24 protein-coding genes and 1 other RNA gene are annotated in these 25,113 nt (G+C 62.8%); 16 read left to right on the top strand and 9 right to left on the bottom strand.

Annotation, left to right across the window (positions count from 1 at the left end):
• The first annotated feature begins 135 nt into the window (after positions 1–135).
• Positions 136–1,011: a hypothetical protein gene (locus ACI3KW_RS05490; RefSeq protein WP_404847249.1), complete on the top strand. Its 876-nt coding sequence runs from the start codon at positions 136–138 to the stop codon at positions 1,009–1,011.
• 57 nt (positions 1,012–1,068) lie between these two features.
• On the opposite strand, the gene ACI3KW_RS05485 is transcribed toward ACI3KW_RS05490, so the two are convergent.
• From ACI3KW_RS05485 to ACI3KW_RS05475, 3 genes are all read right to left on the bottom strand, one after another.
• Positions 1,069–2,400: a M16 family metallopeptidase gene (locus ACI3KW_RS05485; protein WP_404847248.1), complete on the bottom strand. Its 1,332-nt coding sequence runs from the start codon at positions 2,398–2,400 to the stop codon at positions 1,069–1,071.
• Positions 2,397–3,755 (bottom strand): M16 family metallopeptidase, encoded by a 1,359-nt coding sequence (locus ACI3KW_RS05480; protein ID WP_404847247.1) that lies wholly within the window; start codon positions 3,753–3,755, stop codon positions 2,397–2,399. Before ACI3KW_RS05480 ends, ACI3KW_RS05485 begins: the two co-directional genes overlap by 4 nt.
• A gap of 92 nt (positions 3,756–3,847) precedes the next feature.
• Positions 3,848–4,741 carry a TolB family protein gene (locus tag ACI3KW_RS05475; RefSeq protein WP_404847246.1) on the bottom strand — a complete coding sequence of 298 codons (894 nt, stop codon included), beginning with the start codon at positions 4,739–4,741 and terminating at the stop codon, positions 3,848–3,850.
• A gap of 143 nt (positions 4,742–4,884) precedes the next feature.
• Between ACI3KW_RS05475 and ettA the strand changes: the two genes are divergently transcribed.
• Both ettA and ACI3KW_RS05465 read left to right on the top strand, forming a co-directional pair.
• Positions 4,885–6,540 (top strand): energy-dependent translational throttle protein EttA, encoded by a 1,656-nt coding sequence (gene ettA, locus ACI3KW_RS05470; RefSeq protein WP_113121828.1) that lies wholly within the window; start codon positions 4,885–4,887, stop codon positions 6,538–6,540.
• A gap of 95 nt (positions 6,541–6,635) precedes the next feature.
• The gene (locus ACI3KW_RS05465) at positions 6,636–7,496 is read left to right on the top strand and encodes an alpha/beta fold hydrolase (RefSeq protein ID WP_404847245.1); all 861 of its coding nucleotides are present in this window, start codon (positions 6,636–6,638) and stop codon (positions 7,494–7,496) included.
• A gap of 141 nt (positions 7,497–7,637) precedes the next feature.
• On the opposite strand, the gene ACI3KW_RS05460 is transcribed toward ACI3KW_RS05465, so the two are convergent.
• Positions 7,638–8,081: a host attachment protein gene (locus ACI3KW_RS05460; protein WP_113121825.1), complete on the bottom strand. Its 444-nt coding sequence runs from the start codon at positions 8,079–8,081 to the stop codon at positions 7,638–7,640.
• Positions 8,082–8,277: 196 nt separating this feature from the next.
• Here ACI3KW_RS05460 and rarD point away from each other — a divergent pair, with 196 nt between their 5' ends.
• Positions 8,278–9,198, top strand: coding sequence for an EamA family transporter RarD (rarD, locus tag ACI3KW_RS05455; protein WP_404847244.1), 921 nt, complete (start codon positions 8,278–8,280; stop codon positions 9,196–9,198).
• A gap of 16 nt (positions 9,199–9,214) precedes the next feature.
• Here rarD and ACI3KW_RS05450 read toward each other — a convergent pair whose 3' ends face one another.
• Together ACI3KW_RS05450 and ACI3KW_RS05445 are read right to left on the bottom strand one after the other, a co-directional pair.
• Positions 9,215–9,721 (bottom strand): nuclear transport factor 2 family protein, encoded by a 507-nt coding sequence (locus tag ACI3KW_RS05450; protein WP_404847243.1) that lies wholly within the window; start codon positions 9,719–9,721, stop codon positions 9,215–9,217.
• A gap of 120 nt (positions 9,722–9,841) precedes the next feature.
• Complete coding sequence (locus tag ACI3KW_RS05445; RefSeq protein ID WP_404847242.1) at positions 9,842–10,753, bottom strand: LysR substrate-binding domain-containing protein; 912 nt, start codon at positions 10,751–10,753, stop codon at positions 9,842–9,844.
• 104 nt (positions 10,754–10,857) lie between these two features.
• On the opposite strand from ACI3KW_RS05445, the gene ACI3KW_RS05440 reads away from it, so the two are divergent.
• The gene (locus ACI3KW_RS05440; protein ID WP_404847241.1) at positions 10,858–12,357 is read left to right on the top strand and encodes a catalase; all 1,500 of its coding nucleotides are present in this window, start codon (positions 10,858–10,860) and stop codon (positions 12,355–12,357) included.
• A 44-nt stretch (positions 12,358–12,401) separates the two neighbouring features.
• On the opposite strand, the gene ACI3KW_RS05435 is transcribed toward ACI3KW_RS05440, so the two are convergent.
• Positions 12,402–12,755 (bottom strand): hypothetical protein, encoded by a 354-nt coding sequence (locus ACI3KW_RS05435; protein ID WP_262166704.1) that lies wholly within the window; start codon positions 12,753–12,755, stop codon positions 12,402–12,404.
• A 164-nt stretch (positions 12,756–12,919) separates the two neighbouring features.
• Here ACI3KW_RS05435 and ACI3KW_RS05430 point away from each other — a divergent pair, with 164 nt between their 5' ends.
• Positions 12,920–14,044: a DUF2336 domain-containing protein gene (locus tag ACI3KW_RS05430; protein WP_404847240.1), complete on the top strand. Its 1,125-nt coding sequence runs from the start codon at positions 12,920–12,922 to the stop codon at positions 14,042–14,044.
• Positions 14,045–14,058: 14 nt separating this feature from the next.
• Here ACI3KW_RS05430 and ACI3KW_RS05425 read toward each other — a convergent pair whose 3' ends face one another.
• Together ACI3KW_RS05425 and ACI3KW_RS05420 are read right to left on the bottom strand one after the other, a co-directional pair.
• Positions 14,059–14,469, bottom strand: coding sequence for a type II toxin-antitoxin system VapC family toxin (locus ACI3KW_RS05425; RefSeq protein ID WP_404847239.1), 411 nt, complete (start codon positions 14,467–14,469; stop codon positions 14,059–14,061).
• Positions 14,466–14,720, bottom strand: coding sequence for a type II toxin-antitoxin system VapB family antitoxin (locus ACI3KW_RS05420; protein WP_404847238.1), 255 nt, complete (start codon positions 14,718–14,720; stop codon positions 14,466–14,468). Before ACI3KW_RS05420 ends, ACI3KW_RS05425 begins: the two co-directional genes overlap by 4 nt.
• 138 nt (positions 14,721–14,858) lie before the next feature.
• On the opposite strand from ACI3KW_RS05420, the gene ACI3KW_RS05415 reads away from it, so the two are divergent.
• The 10 genes from ACI3KW_RS05415 (at position 14,859) to murF (ending at position 25,102) form a co-directional block, all read left to right on the top strand.
• Positions 14,859–15,809, top strand: coding sequence for a metalloregulator ArsR/SmtB family transcription factor (locus ACI3KW_RS05415; RefSeq protein ID WP_262166709.1), 951 nt, complete (start codon positions 14,859–14,861; stop codon positions 15,807–15,809).
• Between the two features lie 12 nt (positions 15,810–15,821).
• Positions 15,822–16,718, top strand: a complete 897-nt coding sequence (metF, locus tag ACI3KW_RS05410; RefSeq protein ID WP_404847237.1) for a methylenetetrahydrofolate reductase [NAD(P)H] — start codon at positions 15,822–15,824, stop codon at positions 16,716–16,718.
• A gap of 188 nt (positions 16,719–16,906) precedes the next feature.
• Positions 16,907–17,707 (top strand): hypothetical protein, encoded by an 801-nt coding sequence (locus ACI3KW_RS05405; RefSeq protein ID WP_404847236.1) that lies wholly within the window; start codon positions 16,907–16,909, stop codon positions 17,705–17,707.
• Between the two features lie 99 nt (positions 17,708–17,806).
• The gene (locus tag ACI3KW_RS05400; RefSeq protein WP_404847235.1) at positions 17,807–18,568 is read left to right on the top strand and encodes a TerB family tellurite resistance protein; all 762 of its coding nucleotides are present in this window, start codon (positions 17,807–17,809) and stop codon (positions 18,566–18,568) included.
• Between the two features lie 33 nt (positions 18,569–18,601).
• Positions 18,602–18,987: RNase P RNA component class A (gene rnpB / locus ACI3KW_RS05395), an RNA gene on the top strand.
• A 160-nt stretch (positions 18,988–19,147) separates the two neighbouring features.
• On the top strand, positions 19,148–20,149 hold the full coding sequence (gene rsmH, locus ACI3KW_RS05390; RefSeq protein ID WP_404847234.1) for a 16S rRNA (cytosine(1402)-N(4))-methyltransferase RsmH: 1,002 nt from the start codon (positions 19,148–19,150) through the stop codon (positions 20,147–20,149).
• Positions 20,146–20,529 carry a hypothetical protein gene (locus ACI3KW_RS05385; protein ID WP_035101130.1) on the top strand — a complete coding sequence of 128 codons (384 nt, stop codon included), beginning with the start codon at positions 20,146–20,148 and terminating at the stop codon, positions 20,527–20,529. Before rsmH ends, ACI3KW_RS05385 begins: the two co-directional genes overlap by 4 nt.
• Entirely contained in the window at positions 20,529–22,241 is a 1,713-nt protein-coding gene (locus ACI3KW_RS05380) for a peptidoglycan D,D-transpeptidase FtsI family protein (protein WP_404847233.1), read from the top strand. The genes ACI3KW_RS05385 and ACI3KW_RS05380 overlap by 1 nt, the downstream gene beginning before the upstream one ends.
• A 21-nt stretch (positions 22,242–22,262) precedes the next feature.
• Positions 22,263–23,708 (top strand): UDP-N-acetylmuramoyl-L-alanyl-D-glutamate--2,6-diaminopimelate ligase, encoded by a 1,446-nt coding sequence (locus ACI3KW_RS05375; RefSeq protein WP_404847232.1) that lies wholly within the window; start codon positions 22,263–22,265, stop codon positions 23,706–23,708.
• A complete protein-coding gene (murF, locus tag ACI3KW_RS05370) occupies positions 23,708–25,102 on the top strand; it encodes a UDP-N-acetylmuramoyl-tripeptide--D-alanyl-D-alanine ligase (RefSeq protein WP_404847231.1) in 1,395 nt (464 codons plus the stop codon). Before ACI3KW_RS05375 ends, murF begins: the two co-directional genes overlap by 1 nt.
• Positions 25,103–25,113 lie beyond the last annotated feature (11 nt).

Raw genomic sequence — 25,113 nt, 5'->3', positions numbered from 1 at the left:
AGTTAATGAAAATAGAAAATCGAGATTTACCAGACGTTTGGCATGAAATTATGTGATCGTCCAAGTCCGAAACTTAACCTTCGGCCCCGCGTCTCTTCTATGCGGCCAACAAGGCTGTAACGAGGAGAAAATGCGATGAGGAGAGTTGTTTCAACAGTTCTTGCCGGCATCTTGCTTGCCGGCACGGCGGTGCCTGCCTTCTCCGAAGGTTTGCTTGGAGGTATTCTGGGCAGCGGCGATGATAATAGCTTGGTCAATATCAGCTCGGGGTCTGCTTCGGATTCCGGTCTCGTCAATGTCGGTCTGGGCGGCAACGACAGCGTGCTCGACGTTAATGTGGGCGGCTCCGACCCACTGGCGACGGCCACTGTCAGTAGCGGCGGGGATAGCGGCCTGCTGGGTGTCGATGCCAATGTCGGCAATGGCGGCTCGATCGCCAATGCCAATGTGGGGGTCGGGGGCAGCGGCGGTCTCGTGGATGCCGAGGCGAACCTGCTCAATAATACGGTGAGGGCTACTGCCAATATCGGCGGCGAAAGCCTGATCGATATCGGCATCGGGATCGGCAACCCAGGCGGGCCGGGAGGCCCCGGCGGACCGGGTAATCCTGGCGGGCCGGGAGGTCCTGGTGGCCCCGGCGGACCTGGCGGTCCCGGAGGTCCTGGTGGCCCCGGCGGCATCCTGCCCGGCGGCGGCGGGGCCGGTGGCTTCGCGAATGCGGCCTGTGCCGGCCAGTCTCCCAACCAGCTGGTACGCCTGGTGCGCTCGACCCGCGTGGATGCTTCCTGGGCCCGTGCCTCGAATGTGCAGATCCAGCGTGTCGGCGTATGCCCGGAAATCCGGGTCTGGCTGCAAGGCCAGCTGGACGGCTCGGGCTTTGGCCCGGCCTTGCAGAACGCCGTCATGAACGACGCGCTGATCAGCACCTCGCTCAGCCGCGCCAGCTTCGGGCCAGACCGTGTCTTCGCGGTCAAACGCTCCGGCTCGCAACTGACGGTCTACGTCTACTAACCAGCCGATTGTGCATTTGTCCAAGGCCCGGCACTGCCGGGCCTTGGCGTGTTTGCCCTAAGGCGCTGGCTGGGCCTGTGGGCCGATCAGCAATGTCGTCGGCTTGACGGTGAGCAGCTTGGCGGCGACCGCCTTGACGTCCTCGACGCTCACCGCCTCGATCAGTTCTTCTCGTCGCGTCAGGTGGTCGATGCCCAGGTTGCGCAGGTCGGGACCGACCAGGGTATTGGCGATCGCGCTCGATGAGTTCAGCTCGTTGATGGGATAGGAGCCGATCACATATTTCTTGGCCGAGGCCAGTTCGGCCGCTGTCGGCCCATCCTTGGCCAACCGGGCGATGACATCCTGCGCCACAGTCAGTGTTTCCTCGGCCCGGTCGGGGCGGGTGGCCGTACCGATGATCAGCATTTCGGTGTGTTGGAAATTGAGCAGGGCCGAGCTGATATTATAGGCCAGTCCGCGCTGTTCGCGCACTTCGGCGGTAAGGCGCGACAGGATGCTGCGGCCGCCCAGGATTTCATTCATCAGATAGGCGGCGAAATAGTCCGGCGCATCGCGCTTGATGCCGGGATAGGCGAGGTAGATTGCCGTCTGCGGCAGGTCGTAATTGACCTCGAGGTCCTTGCCGAGCACGGGTTCGATATCGGCTACCGGTGTCAGCGCCGGCTGCTCGGGCAGGGCGCCGAACAGCATGTCGAGCACCTGCGCGGCATCTGCCGCGTCGATATCGCCGACGATGGCGACATGCAGGTTGGCGCGGGCGAAAATGGCCTTGTGCAGCGCCCGCAGATCGTCCGCCGTCACGCTGGCCAGTGTTTCCGGATTGCCCTCACGGCGGCGGGCATAGGGATGTTCGCCATAGAGCGCCTGTGCCCACAGTGTTTGCGCTGCCTTGCCCGGGTCCTTTGCGGAGGCCACGATACCGGCGACGATCTGCGCGCGCATGCGATCGATCGGGTTCTGATCAAAGCGCGGCGCCTCGATCGCCAGTTTGAGCAGGTCCAGCGCTTCATCGCGCTGCTCGCTGAGCAGGCGCATCGAGCCATAAAGGGCGTCGTTGTCGGCGGCAAAGCCCATTTCCGCCCCGACATTATCCAGCGCGATCTGGAAGGCTTCGCTGTCCAGATCCCCCGCGCCTTCGTCGAACAGGGCGGTCATCAGATTGGCCAGCCCTTCTTTGCCCACGGGATCCTGCGTGGTGCCGCCTTCAAAGGCAAAGCGGATGGTGATCAGGGGCAGGGAGTGGTCCTCCACCAGCCAGGCCTTGATGCCCTTGGGCGAGGTGACTTGCTGGAATTGCACTTCGGCCTGTGCGGGCAGGGCCAGCAGCAGCGTCAACAGCGCGGCAAGGATTGCGAGTGGACGGCGGAGCATGGGCAAATAGGTCATTCTTGGGCTCCGGCGTCGCTGGGCAGCAGATAGCTGGTCACGGCAAGGTTCGGGTCGAGATATTTCGCGGCCACGGCCTGCACCTGCTCGATGGTGACGGCGCGAATGCGGTCGGGCCATTCGGTGAGATTGTCGATGCTGCCGCCATTAGCCAGCTCGGCGCCATAGATATTGGCCATGCTGAATTGCACATCGCGGGCGAAAATGATGGAGCGCACGTAACGCGCCTTGGCCGCATCCAGTTCGGCCTGGGTGACGCCACCCTTGATCAGCTGCGTGACCTGCGCGGAGATGGCCGCCTCGACATCGGCCAGCGCCTTGTCCGGCTGCGGCGCGCCATAGAGGGTGAAGGTGCTGGGGTCATAGGCCCCGCCATCATAGCGGGTGGCGGCCGAAGCGCCGATGCCGGTTTTGACGATCTGCTGGTAGAGCCGGCTGCGGCTGCCCCCGCCCAGGATTTCCGAGAGCAGGTCCAGCGCCTCGGCCTCGCCATCTTCGGCGGTGCGATAGGTGGGCACGATCCAGGAGGTACTGAAGCTGGGGATGCCGACGCGCGGGTCGGCTAGGGTCACGGTGCGCTTGGTATTGTGCTCGGGCTCGGACGGGCGCACCCGCGGCGGTAGGTCAGGACCGCGCGGCACCGCGCCATAGCTGGCTTCGGCCAGGGTGCGAACCGTCTGCGCATCGACATCGCCGGCCACCACCAGCACCGCGTTATTGGGCGCATAATATTGGTTGTAGAACGCCACCGCGTCGGCACGGTTGAGCTGTTCCATCTCATGCATCCAGCCAATGGTGGGAATGCGATAGGGATGGTTCTGGAACAGGGTGACGTTGACCTCCTCCTGCAGCAGCGCCTGCGGATTGCTGTCGGTGCGCATGCGGCGCTCCTCAAGCACCACATCGCGTTCCGAGCCGATCACATCCTCGGTGAGGATCAGGCCGCGCATGCGGTCCGCCTCGAAATCCATCACATCGGCCAGCGCGTCGGGCGGAATGACTTGATAATAGGCCGTCACATCGGTGGTGGTGAACGCGTTGCCGCTGCCGCCGATTTCGGTAACGAAGCGATCGAGTTCGCCCGCCGGGTGGCGCGCCGTGCCCTTGAACATCAGATGCTCGAGAAAATGGGCAATCCCCGACTTGCCCGGCGCCTCATCGGCACTGCCCACCTTGTACCAGACCATATGGGTCACGATCGGCGCGCGATGATTGGGGATCACCACGACCTCAAGCCCGTTGTCGAGCACGAAATGCTCGGCCACCGCCGCTTCGGGCTGCACGGCCTCCTCGGCCAGAACAGGCGCGAGCAGCAGTGCGGTCAGGGCGAACGCCATGGCGGATTTGAAGATCATCGGCAGGTTCCCGGAAAATCGATGCGGCATGGGTAGACGAGTTCGCCCCGATCGCGGAAGCAATTGTTCGTCAGCAGTGGAAAAGCCGCATGCTATCCCAGTGGATAGGCCACATAGGCTAGCCGCTGGCTATCGGGCGCCCAGGAATTGACGTTGATCGTGCCCTGGCCGCCGAAAAAGCTAGCCAGCGTACGCACCTGCCCGCCCTCGGGCGACATCAGCCGCAGCAACACATCCTTGTCGGCGGGGTGGCCAAGCGTGCCCTGGGGGAAACTGAGCAGCGCAACCACCGAGCCATCCGGCGACAGGTGCGGGAACCAGTTGACGAAGGAATCAAAGGTCAGTTGCTCCAGCCCGCTGCCATCGGCGGCGTTCATGCGGAAAATCTGGGCGTGGCCGGGGCGGCTCGCGGCCAGTTCGGAGTTGAAATAGATCCAGCGACCGTCCGGGGAATATTCCGGCCCGTCATTGGGCATGGTCAAGTCGGTCAGTCGTGTATCCGGCCCTCCGGCAGCGGGGATGGTGAAGACATTGACCTGCCGTTCGCCATTGCGCTGCTCGATGGCGACATAGCTCAGCGTACGGCCATCGGGCGAAATGCCGTGCAGGTAATAGTGGAACGGCGTGGGATGCTCGTTGGACACCCGGCGCGGCGTGCCACCGGCAAACGGGACCGCATAAAGATGCCCATCGTCGGAGCTCACATAGATGCTGGTTCCATCGGGCGACAGCACATGGTCATTGTTGAGATCGCTCAACTCACCCGTATCGATCTGCTCGGGTTGCCCACCTGCCGCCGCGATGCGGAACAGCCGACCGCCGGCGTTGAACACCAGCCATTGCCCATCCGCCGACCAGTTGGGCGCCTCGATCACTTCGTTGGCGGTGAAGATGATGTTCGCATTGCCATCGCGGTCGATAATGGTCAGTTCCGAGCGCTGGCCGGCGGCCAAGCTACGGCCGCGGCGTGGAAAACTGAAGGTCACGATGTTCACCCGGGAAATGGAGGGAATGGCGGTGCAAGCCTAGCCCAGTGCATTGCGCGTCGCCAGCCCCGTTGCCCCGCCGCCCGGCTTGCCCTACATAGACGGCCAAATTCACGATCAGCCGCGAAGAGGTCCGCAAGCCTATGGCTCGCCAGTTCATCTATCACATGCACGGAATGTCCAAAGCCTATGCCGGCGGCAAGAAGGTGTTGGACAATATCCATCTCTCCTTCTACCCCGATGCCAAGATCGGCGTTCTGGGTCCCAATGGCTCGGGCAAATCGACGCTGCTCAAGATCATGGCCGGCGTCGATACCGAGTTCCAGGGCGAAGCCTGGGCCGACAAGGGCGCCAAGGTGGGTTACCTGAGCCAGGAGCCCGAGCTCGATCCGGCGCTGAACGTGCTCGGCAACGTGATGACCGGGGTCAAGGAAAAGAAGGCCATCGTCGATCGCTATAACGAGCTGATGATGGACTATTCGGACGAGACGGCCGACGAGGCGACCGCCTTGCAGGACAAGATCGACGCCGAGAATCTGTGGGATCTCGAATCGCAGGTCGAAGTCGCCATGGAAGCGCTGGGCTGCCCGCCCGGCGATGCCGACGTCACCACGCTGTCAGGCGGCGAGCGCCGCCGCGTGGCGCTGTGCGCGCTGCTGCTGAGCAAACCCGACCTGCTGCTGCTCGACGAGCCGACCAACCATCTCGACGCCGAAACCACCGCATGGCTCGAACGCCACCTGCGGGAGTTTGCCGGCGCCGTGCTGATCATCACCCACGATCGCTACTTCCTCGACAATGTCACCGGCTGGATCCTCGAGCTCGATCGCGGCCGCGGCGTTGCCTATGAGGGCAATTACTCGGCCTATCTCGGCGCCAAGGCCAAGCGCTTCGCGCAGGAAAAAAGCGAGGATGCGGCCCGCGCCAAGGTGCTGGAGCGTGAAAAAGAATGGATGGGCCAGTCTCCCCAGGCCCGCCAGACCAAGTCCAAGGCGCGCCTCAAGGCTTATGACGAACTGGTCAAGATCAACGAAGCCCGCACCATGTCCGGCACGGCGCAGATCATCATTCCCGCCGGCGAACGGCTGGGCCACAACGTCATCGACGTCGAAGGCCTCAGCAAGTCGTTCGGCGATCGGCTGTTGATCGACAACCTGACCTTCAAGCTGCCCCCGGGCGGCATTGTGGGCATTATCGGCCCGAACGGCGCCGGCAAGACCACGCTGTTCAAGATGCTGACCGGCCAGGAAAAGCCTGACGCGGGGTCGATCACCGTCGCCGAAAACGTGCATCTGGGCTATGTCGACCAGAGCCGCGACAGCCTCAACCCGAACAAGACCGTCTGGGAAGAAATCTCGGAAGGCGATGAAGTGCTGATGCTGGGCAAGCGCGAAGTCAATTCGCGCGCCTATACGTCCTCGTTCAACTTCAAGGGCGGCGACCAGCAGCAGAAGGTGGGCAATCTCTCGGGCGGGCAGCGCAATCGCGTGCACCTGGCCAAGATGCTCAAGAGCGGCGCCAATGTGCTGCTCCTTGACGAGCCCACCAATGATCTCGACACCGAAACCCTCGCTGCTTTGGAAGAAGCGCTGGAGGAATTCGCCGGCTGCGCCGTGATCATCAGCCACGATCGTATGTTCCTCGATCGGCTGGCGACCCACATGCTGGCCTTTGAAGGCAATAGCCACGTGGAATGGTTCGAAGGCAACTTCGCTGACTACGAAGCCGACAAAGTCCGCCGCCTCGGCGCCGACGCGGTGAACCCCAAGCGCGCCACGTATAAGCCGCTGACGCGGTAAACGAGCAGGGGCGGCGTTTGCATTGGACGCTGCCCCAGTATTTGCCTCGCGCTGCCGATGCGCTACGGCTTGCCCAACCAACATGGAGAATAGCCGTGTCAGCAGAGCCATTCGCGCTCGACATCGGTCGGGCCAGCCTTGCCGGCTTGGAAATGGGGGAGGGGCTTGCCGTCGTCTTCCTGCATGCCGGTGTGTGCGACAAGCGCATGTGGCTGAGCCAGATGCAGGCCGTGGCTGACGAGGGCTGGCACGCCATTGCCTATGACCGGCGCGGTTATGGCGAGACGGTTTCGGCAGACGAGGCCTTCAACCATCTTGATGATCTGGAAGCCGTGCTCGATCGCCTGGGCATCCATGCCGCGGTGCTGGTCGGCTGTTCCATGGGCGGCGGGCTCGCGGTGGATTTTGCCCTGCGCCATCCAGGCCGGATCATCGGCCTGGTGCTGATTGGAACTTCGATCACCGGCTCGCCCTGGACTGCCACCGATGTCGAGCGGATGATCGAGGCGGCTGAGGAGGATGCCTATGAGCGGGGCGATTGGGACATGCTCAATCGCGTACAGGCCCATGAATGGCTCGATGGCCCGCGCGCCCAGAGCGGACGCGTCAGCGGGCCGGCGCGTGAACTCTTTCTCGACATGAATGCGCTGGCCCTCAACAAGCCGCCGCTGACCCTGGAAGAGGAACGCCCCAGCGCCTGGCGCCGCGTTGCCGAGGTGGGCGCGCCCACGCTGCTACTGGTCGGCGACGAGGATTTCACCGCGCTGATCGAGCGGCACGACTATCTCTCCGAAGAAATGCCCAACGCCTTCGCCGCCGTGCTGGAAGGCGTGGCCCACATCCCCAGCATCGAGCGCCCGGACCTGGTCAATTCCATGCTGCTGGAATTCCTCGATGCGATAGGCGGGGACGGCGATGATGAGGATTTGGATGAGGATGAGGCCGACGAGAAATAACGGCCTGGCGCCTTCTCCTCACTCTCTGAATCAAGCTGGCCGGGACATCGCCCGGCCACCTCATGTTTTGATTCATCTGCTTTCCAGCATGAATCCAGTGCCTATCGGTCTGATTCCGCTATCCCAGCCAACCTCCTGATCCTAAACGGCAATAATCCCATCCAGGTGCTTATCCAGCTGCGGCGTCGGCAGATTGGTCAGATCCTTGTCCAGTTCCGCCAGGATGGTCTTTTTCACCCCCGGCGAAATGGCCCGGCGGATTTCGCCCAGGGCAATCGGGGCAGCGGCGATCACCAGGCGATCGAATTCGCCCTCCTGCTGCTTGCGGTCGAGCATGCGGGCCAGCGACTTGACGAAGACGGTTTCGCGGTGTTCCACCGGATCGGTCTTGGGCTCCATGGCGCTGCGGCCGGTGGAGGTATGGCTGCGGCCCGGCTTGTCGGTGACGATTTCCTGCGCCATCAGCGGGTCGATGGCAAAGTCCAGTCCATCCACCTGGCGCAGTCCCTTGCCTGGTCCGGTATGCTCCAGCACGCGGGCCTGCGTGCCATCGGCGATCAGAATCCAGGTTACGGTCTTCTTCATGGTCTGCTCCTTGTGTGAATGGTCAGCAAGGGGCGACGCCTCAGCCGCCCCTTGAGCAGAACGCCCCGGCGCGCAAAAGGTTTGCCTCGCCCATCAGCTTTGCGCAGCCCACCGATCAAAAACTGTCATTGGTCGAGGCCGCCATCGGCTGCTACCAAGGGGCCGACCGCCTCCCTACGAGGCGTGGGAGTGCATCATGACTTCGCCCCAAACCGCGCCCGACGCAGCTATCCCGATCGCCGCGGCCGAGACCCGCAATGGGGTGTTTGCCGCGCTTGGTGCCTATGTGCTGTGGGGGTTTTTGCCCATCCTGTTCGGCCTGCTCAGCAATGTCGGCTCGGTGATGATCGTGGCCGAGCGCACCCTGTGGTCGCTGCTGCTCCTGGCGATCATCCTGGGCGTCATGGGCAAGCTGGGCGAAGTGCTGACCCTGCTCACCGACTGGCGCAAGAGTGGCGTGTTGCTGCTGTCGGCAGCTCTATTGGCCTGCAATTGGCTGCTCTTCGTCTGGGCGGTGGAAACCGGGCAGGTGCTCGAAGTCAGCTTCGGCTATTTCATCAATCCGCTGGTGAATGTCGCCATCGGCATGGTCATGCTGGGCGAGCGACAAAACCGGATGCAGGCCATTGCGATCCTGATCGCCGTCATCGCCATCGCCATTCAGGCGGCCGGTCTGGGCGGCGTGCCGTTCATCGCGCTGGGCCTGGCGCTTTCATTCGGCTTTTATGGCTTCTTCCGCAAAACCGCGGCGCTCGGCCCCGCTGCGGGCCTGTTTGCCGAAACGCTGCTGATCGCGCCCTTTGCCTTGGCCTATGTCGCCTACGATCTCGCCCATAACGGCATTGGTGTGCATGCCGATCCGCAGACCATGCTGCTGCTGGTCTTCAGCGGCCCGGCGACGGCCGTGCCGCTGCTGCTCTTTGCCTATGCCATCCGCCGCCTGCGCCTTACCACCATTGGCATGTTCCAATATCTGGCGCCGTCGCTGCAATTCCTCGTCGCCATTATCGTGTTCCACGAACACCTCAATGGCGTGCGCCTCGCCAGCTTCGCGCTGATCTGGGTATCGCTAGCCGTGTTCAGCTATGACAGCTTCCGCCGCCGCGCGCGGGGCTAGGCCGAAATGACAGACGCTACTGCTTGACTGCAGAATCCCAGTGTTCGTCGGCCTTGCCATCCAGGATACGCCAGGTGTCATACCAGGTCGTGGTATAGGTCTTGGTAGCGTCCTTGGGGTCTTTTTCGGTGCGCACCGTCGCCACGGTCACCAAGTCGCCCTCGGCGCTCACAAACACCACCGGGGTTTTCAACGTTTCCGGGATTGGCGTGGGTGGGATTTTCAGTATCTCGGTGAAGAATTTGACCACCGTATCGCGGCCCGATGCCACGTTGGGATTGTGCTGGATGTAGCGTTCGGTCAGGAACTGGTCCGCCTTGTCCCAATTGTTGGCTTCCAGCAGGTCGCGCATGATGTGATAGACCACCTGCTTGTTAGCGTTCAGCAGAGGATCGGGGCTGGTGAACAGCGCTTCCTTGTTGGACGCCTCAACGACGGCCTCCTGAGCCTGCGCCACGAACGTCATGGGTGTGCTCAAGGCGATCACCACAGCCACGAGGGCTCCACCAAGCTTGCTCCGCATCGTCGCCTCCTTGTGAGGCCCCTTCCGGGATGGGCGGGACCAGGCTCGGCAAGGTATGCGGCGCCACGAATGGCTACAAGGAGGAACCCATTGCTCCGGTAGGCACCGCCGGGTGACCGTCTAGGCCGCCCGCGCTGCCTTGCCCGCACGCGTTTCGCGGATGATCGCGGCGATCTGCGTAAAGGTGTCGGCAAAGGGCGTTGCCTCGCGCCACACCAGTGATAGCCGCCGTCCGGCGCCCGGCGATACCAATTGGTGAATGGCGATGCGCGGATCGGTCGCTTCCTTGCGCAGCGCAATCTGGGGCAGCAGCGTCACCCCCTGACCATTGGCCACGAATTCCACGATGGTCGATAACGATGTGGCAGCAAAGGTGCGGGCCGATGGATCGCTGTCCAGCCGGCAGGCGGCGATGGTCTGGTCGCGGAAGCAATGGCCCTCGTCGAGCAGCAGAATGCGGTCCGGCGCCAATGTCGATAGTGCCACGGGCGCGGCGGTTTCCTCATCCCGGCTGGTTGCCAGCACAAAGGGATCGTCGAACAGCGCGGCGCTGGTTAGCTTGGGCCCGTGGTCCGGCGCATCCGTGCCGATCAGCGCGATATCGAGACTACCATCCACCAGCCCGGCAATCAGCGCCTCGGTGCGGTTCTCGCTCACCGCGAAATCCAGCCCCGGCAGGCCTGCCGTCAGCGCCGGGAAAATCTCGGGCAGCAGATAGGGCGCCACGGTTGGAATCAGCCCGAAACGAATGGGCCGGTCGGGTGTGCCCGCCTGTCCCATGGCAAAGGCCGCCAGCGCGTCGGCGCCGTCAACAACGCGTCGTGCCCGCTCGATAAATTCTCGCCCGAACGGAGTCGGTCGCACCGCGCGGTTGAGGCGATCGAACAGCGGAGTGCCGCAGAATTCCTCAATGGCCTGGATCTGCTGGCTCAGGGCCGGCTGGCTGATATTGCAGGCCGTGGCGGCACGGCCGAAATGGTTGGTTTCGGCTACGGCAATGGCATAGCGCAGCTGTTTGACGGTGAAGCTCATAATAGGCTCAGCTTATCACAATAAAAGGATCAATCAATTTGCCTAATCGCTGGCGAAAGGGCAAAACCACCGCAGTTTGGAATTATTCCAGGGAGATTGCAGCAATGATCGACAAACCCCGCCTCACCACCAGTGCCGGTGCGCCCGTTCCCGACAACCAGAATGTCGAGACTGCCGGCGCCCGCGGCCCCGTGCTGCTGCAGGATTATCAGCTGCTCGAAAAGCTGGCGCACCAGAATCGCGAGCGCATTCCCGAGCGCGTCGTGCATGCCAAGGGCTGGGGTGCTTTCGGCACGCTGACCATCACCAATGACATTTCCAAATACACCATCGCCAAGGTGTTCGGCGAAGTCGGCAAGAAGACGGACCTGCTGATCCGCTTTTCTACCGTGGCCGGCGAAATGGGCGCGGCCGATGCGGAGCGCGACGTGCGCGGCTTCTCCTTCAAGTTTTATACCGAAGAAGGCAATTGGGACCTGGTGGGCAACAATACCCCCGTGTTCTTCGTGCGCGATCCGCTGAAATTCCCCGATTTCATCCACACTCAGAAGCGCCACCCCAAGACCAATCTGCGCTCCAAGACCGCAATGTGGGATTTCTGGAGCCAGAGCCCGGAATCACTGCACCAGATTACGACCCTGTTCTCCGATCGCGGCCTGCCGGTCGCCCCGATGTATATGAACGGCTATGGCAGCCACACCTATTCGTTCTGGAATGCCGAAGGTGAGCGCTTCTGGGTGAAGTTCCACTTCAAGACCCTGCAGGGCCACAAGCACTACACCAATGCCGAAGCCGAAAAGATCATCGGAGCGAGCCGCGAAACCTATCAGGAAGAGCTGTTCGGCGGCATCGAGCGTGGCGAGTTCCCGCGCTGGCGCATGGAAGTGCAGATCATGCCTGAGGCCGACGCGGACAAGACCCCGTATAATCCCTTCGATCTGACCAAAGTCTGGCCGCATGCCGATTATCCGCCGATCGAAGTGGGCATTGTCGAGCTGAACCGCAATGCCGACAATTACTTCGCCCAGATCGAACAGGCGGCCTTCTCGCCGTCCAACAAGGTGCCCGGCATCGGCTATTCGCCCGACAAGATGCTGCAGGCCCGCGTCTTCTCCTATGCCGACGCCCACCGTTATCGCCTGGGCACGCATTACGAGAGCATCCCGGTCAATCAACCCAAGTCGCCGGTGCATCACTATCACCGCGATGGGCAGATGAATGTCTATGGCGGCATCAAGACCGGCCACCCCGATGCCTATTACGAACCCAATTCGTTTGGCGGTCCGGTGGAAGACAAGTCGGTCAAGGAGCCGCCGCTGCGTATCGTGGGCGATGCCGACCGGTACAATCACCGCGAAGGCAACGACGATTACGGCCAGCCGCGTGCGCTGTTCAACCTGTTCGATGACGCCCAGAAGGGGCGCCTCTTCGACAATCTCGCCGCCGCCATGGATGGCGTGCCCGACGAGATCATCGAGCGCCAATTGGCCCATTTCCACCTGATCGACCCGGCCTATGCCCAAGGTATCCGCGCTGCCCGTGCAGCACTGGCATCCAGGCCCAAGGACGCCATTTCCGATCAGGAAAGCGCCGCGGCCGAATAGGCCAAAAAAAGCAAGGCCGGTCCCAAGGGGCCGGCCCCGTCACATCAGCTCTTGCAACGCTTGTAGAGCGAGGGCTTGGCGTCGCCCATGCCGTAGCCTTCGGCATTGTAGATCAGCTCGTCGCTGTCGGGCACATATTCGAAATTGTCGACCGAACCTTCTTCTTCCCAGTGGATGGCGCCGTTGCCCGAGGGGCTGTCATCAGGATAAAACACGACAGCAAGCGGCTCGCCGGTGCCGAGGGCCAGCATATTGCCTTCGATATGGACGGAGTTGTCGGCATTGTCGCAGGCGCCGTCGATGGCCCAATGACCATTCAGATTGGCCGGCACGTCATCCGCCAGAACCGGGGCAATGCTGAGCGCGGCGAAGATTGTCGTCAGTGCAATGATACGCATGAAAAATCCTCCTCAAACAGCGTGATCCAATCATGGTGGTCGGTAACGGGCAAGTGATCGCCTAAAATTTGAATCAAATCCGCGCTGTTGCTTTCAGCCGGCGCAAGAACCTGCCGGTCCAGGGTGCCGCTGTTGAACTTATGCGGCAGGAGCCGGGGAACGTTATGACCGAACTTGACCAGGGCCAGCGGGCGTTTTCGAGCTTTCGAGTGCTCAACGGCGATAACGATCACGCCGAACGCGAGCAGCTCTTCCGCAATATGGCGCAGCTGTTCAGCTATGTGTCGGATCGCTGCGACGACGAGCAGGTCGCCCAATATGACGAGGTGCTGTGTCAGCTCGCCGAACTGGTCGAGGTCGAAGCCCGCATCCACGTCGCCAAGCTGCTGGCTCCTCTGGAACGGGCCCCCGGCACGGTGGTGGTCAAGCTGGCCAATGACGATATCGAAGTCGCCAAGCCGCTGCTCGAATTCTCCAATGTGCTGTCCGATGACGATCTGATCGACATTATCGGCAAGCAGAGCGAAGAGCATCGCATCGCCATTGCCGGCCGTACCAATGTGCCAGAGCGAGTAGGTGAAGCCATTGTCGAGCACGGCCAGACCTCTTCGATCGCTCGCCTGGTGCGCAATACCAATGCCGAATTCGACAAGGCGACGCTGGAAAAGCTGGTCGCCCGAGCCACTGCCGACGCGGAAATCGCTGCCGATTTGCGCGGTCGTCCCGAACTCGATTGGGGTTCCTTGCGCGGGGAGATCGACACCGTCGCCAGCAAGGTTCTCGAGACGCTTGACGAAGACAAGTCGCTCGATCCGGTCGCTGCCGGCAAGGTCAATGCCGTCGTCTACAATCGCATGCGCAACCGCGCCGGCTTTTCGGCCAATGAGTGGAAAGTGGCCTATAACCAGGTCAAGGCGCTCAGCGATCGCAAGCAGCTCGATGACCGCGCGCTGGCCCGTTTCGCTCGCTTCGGCTATGGCCACCATGCCGCCGCCGCCCTGACCGTCGTGCTGCGCGTCGGCCCCGAAGTCTTCGTCAAATGGCTCGCCAGCCAGGATTACGTGGCGATCACCGTCGCCTTGCGTGCCGCGGGCCTGACGCCCGAACTGTTCGAAGCCATCGTCGCCACGCTGCCCTGGCGCGACCTGCCATCCCAGGCCGACAAGACCATGGTCAAATCCCGCTTCGAAGCCCTTGACCGCGAAGAAGCCACCGGAATTTTCGAACTCTGGCGCGCCCACGCGTTCCGCAAACGCGCCGCCAGTGACGAGCGTGCGAGCGTGGCGTAGGGGGCACTCACCCCTTAAGGAACAGCCGCCAGATCGGTCTGGCGAAACTCGTTATCCGTTGCCAACACCGGAACGCCATAATGCTTGGCGCAGGCATAATGCAGGCAATCCGCCAAGTTCAAACCGTGGCGGCCCCGACGAAATCGGGCCGCCGCGCCAATCGAGAGCTGCACGGCGGTGAGGGGCTCGGGCAGGTCCTTGAGAACGATGTCGCGTTCCTCCAGCACCTCCAGTATCACCGTTTGCACCTGGTCGACGGGCAGGTTCCATTTGTCGGGCCGCGATAGAGCGAGCGCGGATTCCAGAATGGCCAGTGCCGAGGTGAATGGTCTCTCGGCTGCGGCAATGGCGTCGCTGACGCGCTCTGCCTCCGGTTCTGCCGAGAGCAGTGCAACGAGCGCGGAGGCGTCGACGAACAGGGTCATTGCCCGTCCTCGTCGCCCCACATTTCATCATAGGCGGATCTAGGCAACGGCTGGCGTGCCTTGGCGCTGTTCGAAATGCCATGCTTGCTCAACACCCGCTCCACGGTTTGGCGAGGTGTTTCGCTTGCCCTCCGACGGGCAATGGCCTCGCGCATGGCAATGACTATTGCTTCGCTTAGTCCCACGCCTTCGATCTGCGCAAATTTGCGGGTCAGCTCATCCGCCTGCTTGTTGTTGACGTTGAGGGCCATGGCATTCACTAATGTAGATTGTGTGGCCGATATATATAGATCGGTTGATCTACATCATCAAGCCGAGCCGCAACCCACTTCCCCTAGACCTCCGCTTCAAAATAGATATAAAGACATCTTTATATCTCGTGAGGGGCGATGGCTGAGCTGGCGACATTAGTGGGGGTGCTGAAGGCGGCGGGTGAGGGGACCCGGTTGCGCCTTTTGGCATTGCTCGCCGATGGCGATCATTCGGTCAAGGACCTGACGGAAATTCTCCGCCAGAGCCAGCCTCGCGTGTCGCGCCATCTCAAGCTGCTTGCCGATGCCGGGCTGATCGAGCGCAATGCCGAGGGCGCCTGGGCCTATTATGGCTTGGCGCAGTCAGGTGACGGCGCGGCGCTGGCGCAATGGGCCATCGACCGGCTCGACGCCAGCGATCCCGAACGCCGCCGCGATATCGAGCGGCAGGTGGCGGTGCGTGCCGCCCAGCAGGCGCAGGCGGCTGAATATTTTGCCAAGGTTGCCGGTAGCTGGGATCTGCTCAAAAAACTGCATGTGCCCGAAGAGGCGGTGGAAGCCGGCATCGTCGAGGCGCTGGGTGGCCGCTCGGTTGGCCTGCTGGTTGATCTGGGCACCGGCACTGGCCGCATGCTGGAATTGCTCGCCGACTTCTACAAGCGTGGCATCGGCATCGATTCGAGCCGCGAAATGCTGGCCGTGGCCCGGTCGCGCCTGGCTGCGGCGGGTCTTGCCCATGCCCAGGTCCGCCTTGGCGATATTGCCGATCTCGATACCGCCACCGGTTCGGCCGATGTGATCGTGATCCATCAGGTGCTGCATTATTTCGACGATCCGGGCCGCATGCTGGCGCAGGCGCGACGCCTGCTCAAAGCCGGTGGCGAGATGCTGATCGTGGATTTCGCCCCGCACGATTTCGAATTCCTGCGCACCGAACATGCCCATCGCCGGCTTGGCCTGTCGCAGGCGCAAATGAGTCTCTGGGCTGCTGCCGCCGATCTCTCGGTCGAAGCGGTGCGCGAGTTTCCCGGCGAGAATGGTGACAATGGCCTGACGGTCTGCCTCTGGCGCCTCAGCGACAAGACGTGAATGGATACCAAGATGATCGATGACAATGCGCGTGCCAGCCGGAAGATCGCCGAGCAGCGCCCCGACCTGCAGCTTTCCTTCGAGTTCTTCCCGCCCAAGACCGATGCGATGGAGGAGCGCTTCTGGGACTCCATCCATAAACTGGCCCCGCTGCAGCCGCGCTTCGTCTCGGTTACCTATGGCGCCGGCGGCTCTACGCGCGAGCGCACCCTCCGCATGGTCTCCTCGGTCAAAACCGATACCGGCGTCGACGCCGCAGCACACCTGACCTGCGTCGGTTCCACCCGTGACGAAGTCGACGCCGTCGTGCGCGGTTATCAGGAAGCGGGCATCAACCGCATTGTCGCCCTCCGTGGCGATCCGCCGGAGGGTGTCGGCCAGCCGTTTACGCCGCATCCGCAGGGCTATCAGAATGCCGCCGACCTCGTTGCGGGCATCCGCAAGATCGGCGATTTCGATATTTCCGTCGCCGCCTACCCCGAAAAGCACCCCCAAAGTGCCGATTGGCAGGTCGATATCGATAATTTGAAACGCAAGCTCGACGCCGGGGCGACCCGCGCCATCACACAGATGTTCTTCTCTAATGCCGATTACCTACGCTATGTCGCCCGCGCCCGCGCCGCCGGCATCACCGCGCCGATCGTGCCCGGCATCCAGCCGATCCACAGCTTCAAGCAGATTTCCAATTTCGCATCCCGTTGTGGCGCCTCGATTCCGGCTTGGCTGGCCGAGCGTTTCGCCGGGCTGGATGAGGACCCGGAAACCCATGCGTTGGTTGCTTCGGCGGTCGCTGCCGAGCAGGTGATCGAGTTATTGGATGAGGGCGTCACCGAGTTCCACATCTATACGATGAACCGCTCGAACCTGGCTTTGGCGCTGGCGCGCATTCTTGGGCGTCGGCCGGATTAACCTTGCATTCACCATGTTCTGGTGCCATCAGGTCGCCGCCCGTGGGTCGGTGGCCTGAAAAAGCGTCATTCAGGTCCCATTCAGCTTACGGGCAGCATTGAGACGGAGCAGGGCGGTTCCATAAAACCGCCATCAATTCCGGCTCTTTCCCTCCACGGAGGGCGAAGCAAATCGGGACGTGAAAGACCATGCAGATCGATCGCCGCATTACCAATGGCCTGGCCTGGGCCGGTGCCCTAATCGTCGTCGGTATTCCAGCCGCCGACTTGCTGTCCGCGCAATTCCTGGGCAATGGCCCCACGGCGCAGGTCGCCGTCATCGAGCCGGTTGCGCCCGTGCCGGCGCCTGCTTCGCAGCGCCCGGCCGAACCGGTCAAAGTGGCTGAGGTGGCCCCGGCTAAGCCAGTGGCCCCTGCACCCGCAGCAGCCGCCAATCCGGCCGATCCGCTCAATTCCTATCTGCAATCGGGCAAGAAGCTGCCCAGCTATATCACTGGCGGCGCCGAAGAAACCGCTCCGGCAACACCCGCCGCGGCTGCGCCGACGACTGCCCCGGTAGTGCCAGCACCCGCCACGGCCGCGGCAGAACCCGCTCGTCCGCCGATCGCGCCGCCGGCCGCTCCAGCGGCTGTCGCAACCGATCCGGTGCAGGTGGCCTCGCTGCCACCCCAAAAGGTCGCGCCGGTGCCCATGCCGCTGTCCATGCGACCCGCCTCGGTGGCCGTCCGGGCGCCGTCGCCCTCCGACCAGGTCTTCATTCCCCCATCGGTCAGCCGCAATGCGCCGCCGGTGGCCGTCACAGCCGATGACCTGCAGGATTGGGAAAGCGGTCCGCTGTCCGAATTCCTCGCCAATCGCCAGCAGCAAGCCGAAGCCCCGAGTGATTACCGCCCCGGCGGGTTCTATCTCGATGAAGCGCCGCCCCCCGAGGTCTATGACCGCTATGTCGGGCCGATCGATCCGCCGATTTTCCTGCCATTCATCAATTGATGTAAGCTGCCATGCACGCCCGGCAATGGACCGGACGCGTTGCGAAGGATATGCTGGTCCAGCATATCACGCTCGGATTCCCCGTGGCGTGGTCGCTTCGTGAAAGACGTCACCATGCTGTGCTGCGTGCGCAAAGCCGAAGAAAACCGGGATGTTTGGCAAAAACTGTCCCAGTTCCTGGGGTCGTTCAGCCAACGAACCGGTGTTGCCGGCTCCATCGCCAATATGCTTGACCCCGACACCTGGCTGCCCGGCGGACGGGACGCGGCGTTTACGCTCGCCCTGATCGCGCTGGCCGCCAAGATGGCGGTGGCTGACGGCATTGTGACCGCGTCCGAAGTGCGCGCCTTCAACGCCACGGTCGAAATCACCCAGGGCCAGGAGCCGCAGGTGGAGCGGCTGTTCAATCTCGCCAAGCAGGATGTGGCCGGCTACGAAAGCTATGCCCGCAAGATTGCGCGTTTCTTTGCCACCAGCCCCGAAACGCTGGAACATGTGCTCGATAGCCTGTTCTTCATCGCGACGGCCGATGGCATGGTGCATGAGGCGGAGCTGGATTACCTGAAGTCGGTGAGCGACATTTTCGGCTTTGACGATGTGCGGTTCGAGCAGATGGCCAGCCAGCATGTCGTGCTGGCCGATGGGGTCGATCCCTATGTGGTGCTGGGCCTGGCGCCCAATGCGCCGCCCGAAGAAGTGCGCCGCGTGTATCGCCTGCTGGTGTCCGAGCATCATCCCGATCGGTTGATTGCCAAGGGCGTTCCCGAAGAGCTGATCGATGTGGCCACGGCAAGGATGACCGCGATCAATCTGGCCTATCAGGCCATCACCAAACCGCGGCCCGCGCCACTGCTGGCTTGACGCCACCGCGTCTCTGCACCACAAACGCGCCAGCCAGTTGACCGGGTGACCGCTGGCGGATGGGTAACTGTCCGCTGGAGGAAAGTCCGGGCTCCTTCGAAACACGGTGCCGGGTAACGCCCGGCGGGGGCGACCCTAGGGAAAGTGCCACAGAAAGCAAACCGCCCCGGCATGCCGGGGTAAGGGTGAAAGGGTGCGGTAAGAGCGCACCGGGTGACCAGTAATGGAAGCCGCACGGTAAACCCCACCGGGAGCAAGACCAAATAGGGATGACGCGGGGCTTCGGCTCCAGCCTGTTTTGAGGCCAGATCATCCGGGTTGGTTGCAACAGGCGTCTGGTAACAGGCGTCGCAGATGAATGGTCACCACGTCGCGGAAACGCGGCCCTACAGAACCCGGCTTACAGGTCAACTGGCGTTTACCTTTCTGGGTGCTCTCCTCCGCACGGGGTAGGGCTGTTTCAAAACACCCCTAAATTTCCCACCACCGCAAAATGGGAAACAGAATCTTAAACGTCCTTGGTCAAAGTGGCGGGAAGTTTACGAACCGGTTCCGGCCGGCAGTGGAGTAATGGCCTTTATGGGCAAGCGTTCTGTGCCCGAAACCAGCCAAAATGCTGGCCCGCATATCCCCGTCCTCCTGGACGAGGTGCTGGCGGCCTTGGCGCCGCTGAAAGGCAAGCGCATCGTCGACGGCACGTTTGGCGCCGGCGGCTATTCGCGCGCGCTGTTGCAGGCCGGCGCCCATGTCGTGGCCATCGATCGCGATCCCAGCGTGCGCCCTTTTGCCGATGTGCTCATGGCCGAATTTACCGGCCAGATGACCTTCGTGCCCGGCACCTTCTCCGAACTCGATACCCTCGCCGCCGAGCATGGTCCCATTGATGGCGTCGTGCTCGATATCGGCGTCTCCTCCATGCAACTGGACGAGGCGGAACGCGGCTTCTCCTTCATGCGCGATGGTCCGCTCGATATGCGCATGAGCGGGGAGGGCGAGAGTGCCGCCGATCTGGTCAATGGGCTGGAAGTCGAGGCGCTGGCCAACCTGCTCTATGCCTTTGGCGAAGAGCGCAAATCGCGCCGCATTGCCCAGTTCATCGTCGCCGCGCGTGAAACTGCCCCGATAAAGACCACGCTGGAGCTGGCCCGCATCATCGAAAAATCCATCGGCCGCAAGCCCGGTGACGCCCATCCCGCAACCCGCTCGTTCCAGGCCTTGCGCATCGCGGTCAATGGCGAGTTCGACCAATTGGTCGAAGGGCTGTTCGCCGCCGAGCGCCTGCTGAGCGAAGGCGGCAAGCTCGTCGTCATCACCTTCCATTCGCTGGAAGACCGCATCGTCAAACGCTTCTTCGACCCCGAAAAAGGCGGCCCCGCCCAGTCGCGTCACCTGCCGCAGACCCAGGGCGAAGCCCTGCGCTGGATCGATGTCGCCAAGGCGCGCAAGCCCGGCGAGGCCGAGTTGAGCCGCAATCCGCGGGCGCGCTCGTCCATCCTGCGGGCCGGAACCCGTTCGGATGCGCCGGCGCGCGCGGTCAAGTTCGCCGGGCTCGGGGTGCCGGTCGTGAGGGGCACGGCATGATCCGCAGTCTCAACATCATCCTGATTTTTACCAGCGTGATCATGCTGGCTGGCGTTTACACGCTCAAATTCTCCATCGAGCACACGGCCAGCGAGCGGACCGCGCTGGCGGCGCAGATCGAAAGCCAGGAAGGCGATCTTTCCCTGCTCAAGGCCGATTGGGCGGTGCTGAACCAGCCCGGTCATATCGACCCCATCGTCAAGCGGCATCAGGTGGCGCTGGCGATCGGGCCGGTGCAGCAGAAACAGTTCGGCGCCTTCCAGGATATTCCCATGCGACCGGTCAAGCCCAACAATTCCGAGATGGATGCCCTGTTCCAATCGCTCGAGGCCGGTATCGATCCCATCGATGCCATCCTTGAACTCGAGGGGATCGAATAATGGCCGTGACCGCCGAAGATCTCTCGCCCACAATCGCGCTGGATGGCGGCCGTAAAATTCGCGGCAATCTCACCCAGGCCCGCATCCGCTGGATGGTGCTGGCGCTGGTGCTGGGCTTTGGCGCCGTGGGCGGGCGGCTGCTGCAATTGGGCATGGTCGTGCCCGATACTACCATCGAGGGGCAGGCGCGCGACATCATCACCGCGACGCGGCCACCGATCCTCGACCGCAATGGTCTCGAAATGGCCGTCGATATTCGCGTGCCCTCGCTCTATGCCGAACCGCGCCGCATCATCGATGTGGAAGAGGCCGTCACCAAGCTCCGCACCGTTCTGCCCGATCTCGACGAGACCTGGCTGCGCAACCGCCTCACCGGCGACAAGGGCTTTGTCTGGGTGCAGCGCGAACTGTCGCCGGCCATCCAGGAACGCATCATGCGGCTGGGCATTCCCGGCATCGAATTTCTCACCGAATCCAAGCGCTTCTATCCCGGCATGACCGAGGCCAGTCACATCCTGGGCTCGACCAATATCGATAACCAGGGCATTGCCGGCATCGAAAAGCACATGGACGACGACAATGTCGCGCTGTTGCAGGAACTGGGCCTGGCGCGTGGCAATGCCCTGGCGCCGGTGGAACTGTCGGTCGATATGCGCGTGCAGCATGTCATGCACGAGCAATTGGTCGACGCCATGAGCCGCTACAAGGCCATCGCTGCGGCTGGCGTCATGCTCGACATCCATACCGGGGAAGTCATCGCGCTGGCCTCGCTGCCCGATTTTAATCCGAACGACCCCAAGACGGCGCTGGTCAAGGACAGCTTCAATCGCATCACCGCGGGCATTTTCGAGCCGGGCTCGATCTTCAAGACCGTCACCATGGCCGGGGCGATGGATAGCGGCGCGGTCAGCATGACCGACCAGTTCGACGCCCGTTTTGGCGTGCGCTTCGGCCGCTTCACTATTGACGATTTCCACGGCAAGCACCGCATTCTGGCTCTGCCGGAAGTCTATAAATTCTCGTCCAATATCGGCACGATCCGCGTCATGCAGGCCATGGGCAAGGACAATTTCCGGGCCTTCCTCTCCACTATGGGGTTCGATCAGCGCGTGCCGTTCGAACTGCCCGAAATGCGTCTGCCCTCCGTGCCCAAGACCCTGTCCGAAGTGGGCGCGGCGACGGCCTCGTTCGGCCACGGCCTGTCGGTGTCGCCGCTGCATATGGTCACGGCCTATGCGGCTTTCGTCAACGGCGGCAATTACATCGCGCCCACGCTCTACAAGCGTACCGAGGCCGAGGCCGAAGCGCTGTATCGCCGGGTGATCCAGCCCGAAACCAGCGCCAATATCCGCGCCCTCATGCGCCTCAATGCCATTGGGGCCGGCGGGTCGGGCTCGCAGATGAACAAGGAAGCCCTGGGCTATCGCGTTGGCGGCAAGACCGGCACGGCCGAAAAAGTGGTCGATGGGCGCTATTCGTCCAACAAGGTCACCAACTTTTTCGGTTCGGCCTTCCCGATGGAAAATCCGCAATATGCCATGGTGATCATGGTGGACGAGCCGCAGGCCGAAAATCCGCAATCGGGCACCACGGCGGGCTGGAATGCCGGCACTGTGACCGGCCGCATTGTGCAGCGCGTCGCACCCATGCTCGGAATTGCGCCCGATTTCTCCCCGATCATCGACGACTTCGTCCCTTCCGCCTATCGTTGAAATCCAGAAGGATTCACCCCCGTGTCACTTAGCGTAACGCAGCTGCTCGAAGGCTCCGGCGCCCGCCCCAAAAAGGGCCTGGGCGCAGTCTTTGGCCTCAATTCGGACAGCCGCCGGATCGAGCCGGGCGATATTTTCTTTGCCCTGCCGGGCACGCACTCGCATGGCAATGAGCATGTCGATGAGGCGGTCCGGCGCGGCGCGCTCGCCATCATCAGTGACATTGCCCCGGTTGGCGATCCGGGCGTGCCGGTGATTGTGGTCAAGGATGTGCGCGCCGCCTATGCCCGTGCCGCCTCGCGTATTTTCGAGCCGCAGCCGGAAATCACCGTCGCCGTCACCGGCACCAATGGCAAGACCTCGGTGGCCTCTTTCGTGCGCCAGATCTGGACCTATGCCGGCATTCCCGGCGCCAGCATCGGCACGATCGGCGTCGAAACCGCCAACCGTCTGATCGAGGGCAGTCTGACCACCCCCGATTCCCGCACGCTGCATCAATCGATGCGCGCGCTCAAGGCGCAGGGCATCAACCATGTGGCGCTCGAAGCCTCGAGCCACGGTCTCGATCAGCGCCGGCTCGACGGCATCCACTTCGAGGCCGTGGCTTTCACGAATCTCAGCCGCGATCATCTCGATTATCACGCCGACATGGATGAATACCGCAACGCCAAGCTGCGGCTGTTCACCGACCTCTTGGTCGATAGCGGCCCCGCCGTGGTCAATGTCGATGATTCCGAGCACGAGCCCTTCATGTTCGCCGCGCTCAGCGCCAGCGCGACGCTGCTGACGGTGGGCCGTGAGGGCGCCTATATCGAAATTCTCTCCATCAAGCCCGAAGGTTATGGCCAGCGCGTCGAAGTGCGCCATGTCGGGGAAAAGCTCAGTTTCCACCTGCCGCTGACCGGCGAATTCCAGGTGTCCAATGCCCTGATCGCCGCGGCGCTCGCCATGTCGACCGGCGTCGATAAGTCCGATGCTTTCCCGGCTTTGTCCGAGCTGGTCGGCGCCAAGGGGCGGCTGGAACTGGTGGCCGAACACAATGGCGCGGCGGTGTTTGTGGATTATTCCCACAAGCCGGTGGCGCTGGAATCCGCGCTTGCCTCGCTTCGGCCATATGCCAAGGGAAAGTTGCGCGTGGTGTTCGGTGCCGGTGGCGATCGGGACAAGGGCAAGCGGCCCATGATGGGTGAAGTTGCCCAGCGCATGGCCGACGACCTCATTGTCACCGACGACAATCCGCGCACCGAAGACCCTGCGACCATCCGCGCGGAAATTCTTGCGGCTACCAAAGGCGCCAAGGAAATCGGCGACCGCAGGGAAGCCATCATCGCGGCCGTCAAATCGCTGCAACCCGGCGATGTCCTGCTGGTGGCCGGCAAGGGCCACGAGGATTACCAGATCGTCGGCACGACCAAACATCATTTCTCCGACCATGGAGTGGTGGCGGAGGCAATCAAGGGGCTCTGATGGCACATCTGTTTACGGTCCAAGCCCTGCTGGCCGCCACCGGCGGTCGCGCCGAAGCGGTGACCGGGGACGCCATTGGCTCGATTTCCATCGACTCGCGTGAACTCGGCCCCGACGCGCTCTTCGTCGCCATCAAGGGCGACCGCTTCGACGGTCATGACTTTGTCGAGACTGCGCTGAAAAACGGCGCGGTCGCGGCACTCGTCTCCGAAGGCCGCAGCGAAGGCCCCGGCCGCATCGTGGTTCCCGACGCGCTGCAGGGCCTGCGCGACATCGCCATTGCCAGCCGCGAGCGCAGCCGCGCCGTCGTCGTCGGAGTCACCGGCAGCGTCGGCAAGACCACGACCAAGGAAGCCATCCGCATGGTCTTCGAGGCCGCAGGCCAGACCCATGCCTCGATCAAGAGCTTCAATAACCACTGGGGCGTGCCGCTCATGCTGGCTCGCATGCCCGAGGCCACCCAGTTCGGCGTATTCGAAATGGGCATGAATGCCCCCGACGAAATCCGTCCGCTCAGCCAATTGGTGCGCCCGCATATCGCTGTCATCACCAATGTTGCCGCGGCCCATCTCGAAGCCTTCGGCTCGCTTGAGGGCATTGCCGCCGCCAAGGCCGAGATTTTCGAGGGGCTGGAGCCGGGTGGTACCGCCGTGCTCAATGCCGATCATCCCCAGTTGCAGGTGCTGCTCGATGCGGCCGCAGCGGCGGGCGTCGCCAATGTCATCACCTATGGCTTTGGCCGCGGCTGCGACTGGCAGATCGTGGATGTCCAATCGGCCGCCGACCACAGCTTTGCTACCGTGCTGCATGGCGGGGACCGCCACGCCTTGGCCCTCGCCGTGCCCGGCCGCCACATGCTGGCCAATGCCGTCGCTGCCATGGCCGTCGGTTATATTGCCGGCGTCGAACCCGATGTGGCCCTGCGCGCTTTGGCCGGCTTCGGCGCCCAGCCCGGCCGTGGCCAGCGGCTGGTGTTCGGACCGGCCGACAAGCCGCTGGTGTTGACTGACGAAAGCTACAACGCCAATACCGCTTCGATGGGCGCGGCGCTCGATGTCTTCACCGAACAAAAAGCCCCCGGCGGCCGCAAGGTGCTGATCCTGGGCGATATGCTCGAATTGGGCGCGCAGGGACCGGCGCTCCATGCCAGCCTCAAGAATGCGGTGATCGGCTCGGGTGCCGAGCGCATTTATCTGGTGGGCACCGGCATGGCCGCGCTGGCCGAAGCTTTGGGGGCAGGGCGCGTCACCGCTCACGCAAATACCACTGCGGATATCGCGGACATCGTGCTCGGCGATCTTGCCTATGGCGACGCAGTTATGATCAAAGGGTCCAACGGCGTGGGGCTGTCGGGCATCGTCGAAAAAATCCGCAGCAAGTTCTCCGGACCATAAACCCCAGCCAG

Source organism: Devosia sp. ZW T5_3, from assembly GCF_044987315.1.
Taxonomy (GTDB): domain Bacteria; phylum Pseudomonadota; class Alphaproteobacteria; order Rhizobiales; family Devosiaceae; genus Devosia.
This window is presented reverse-complemented; position numbering and strand designations above follow the sequence as displayed.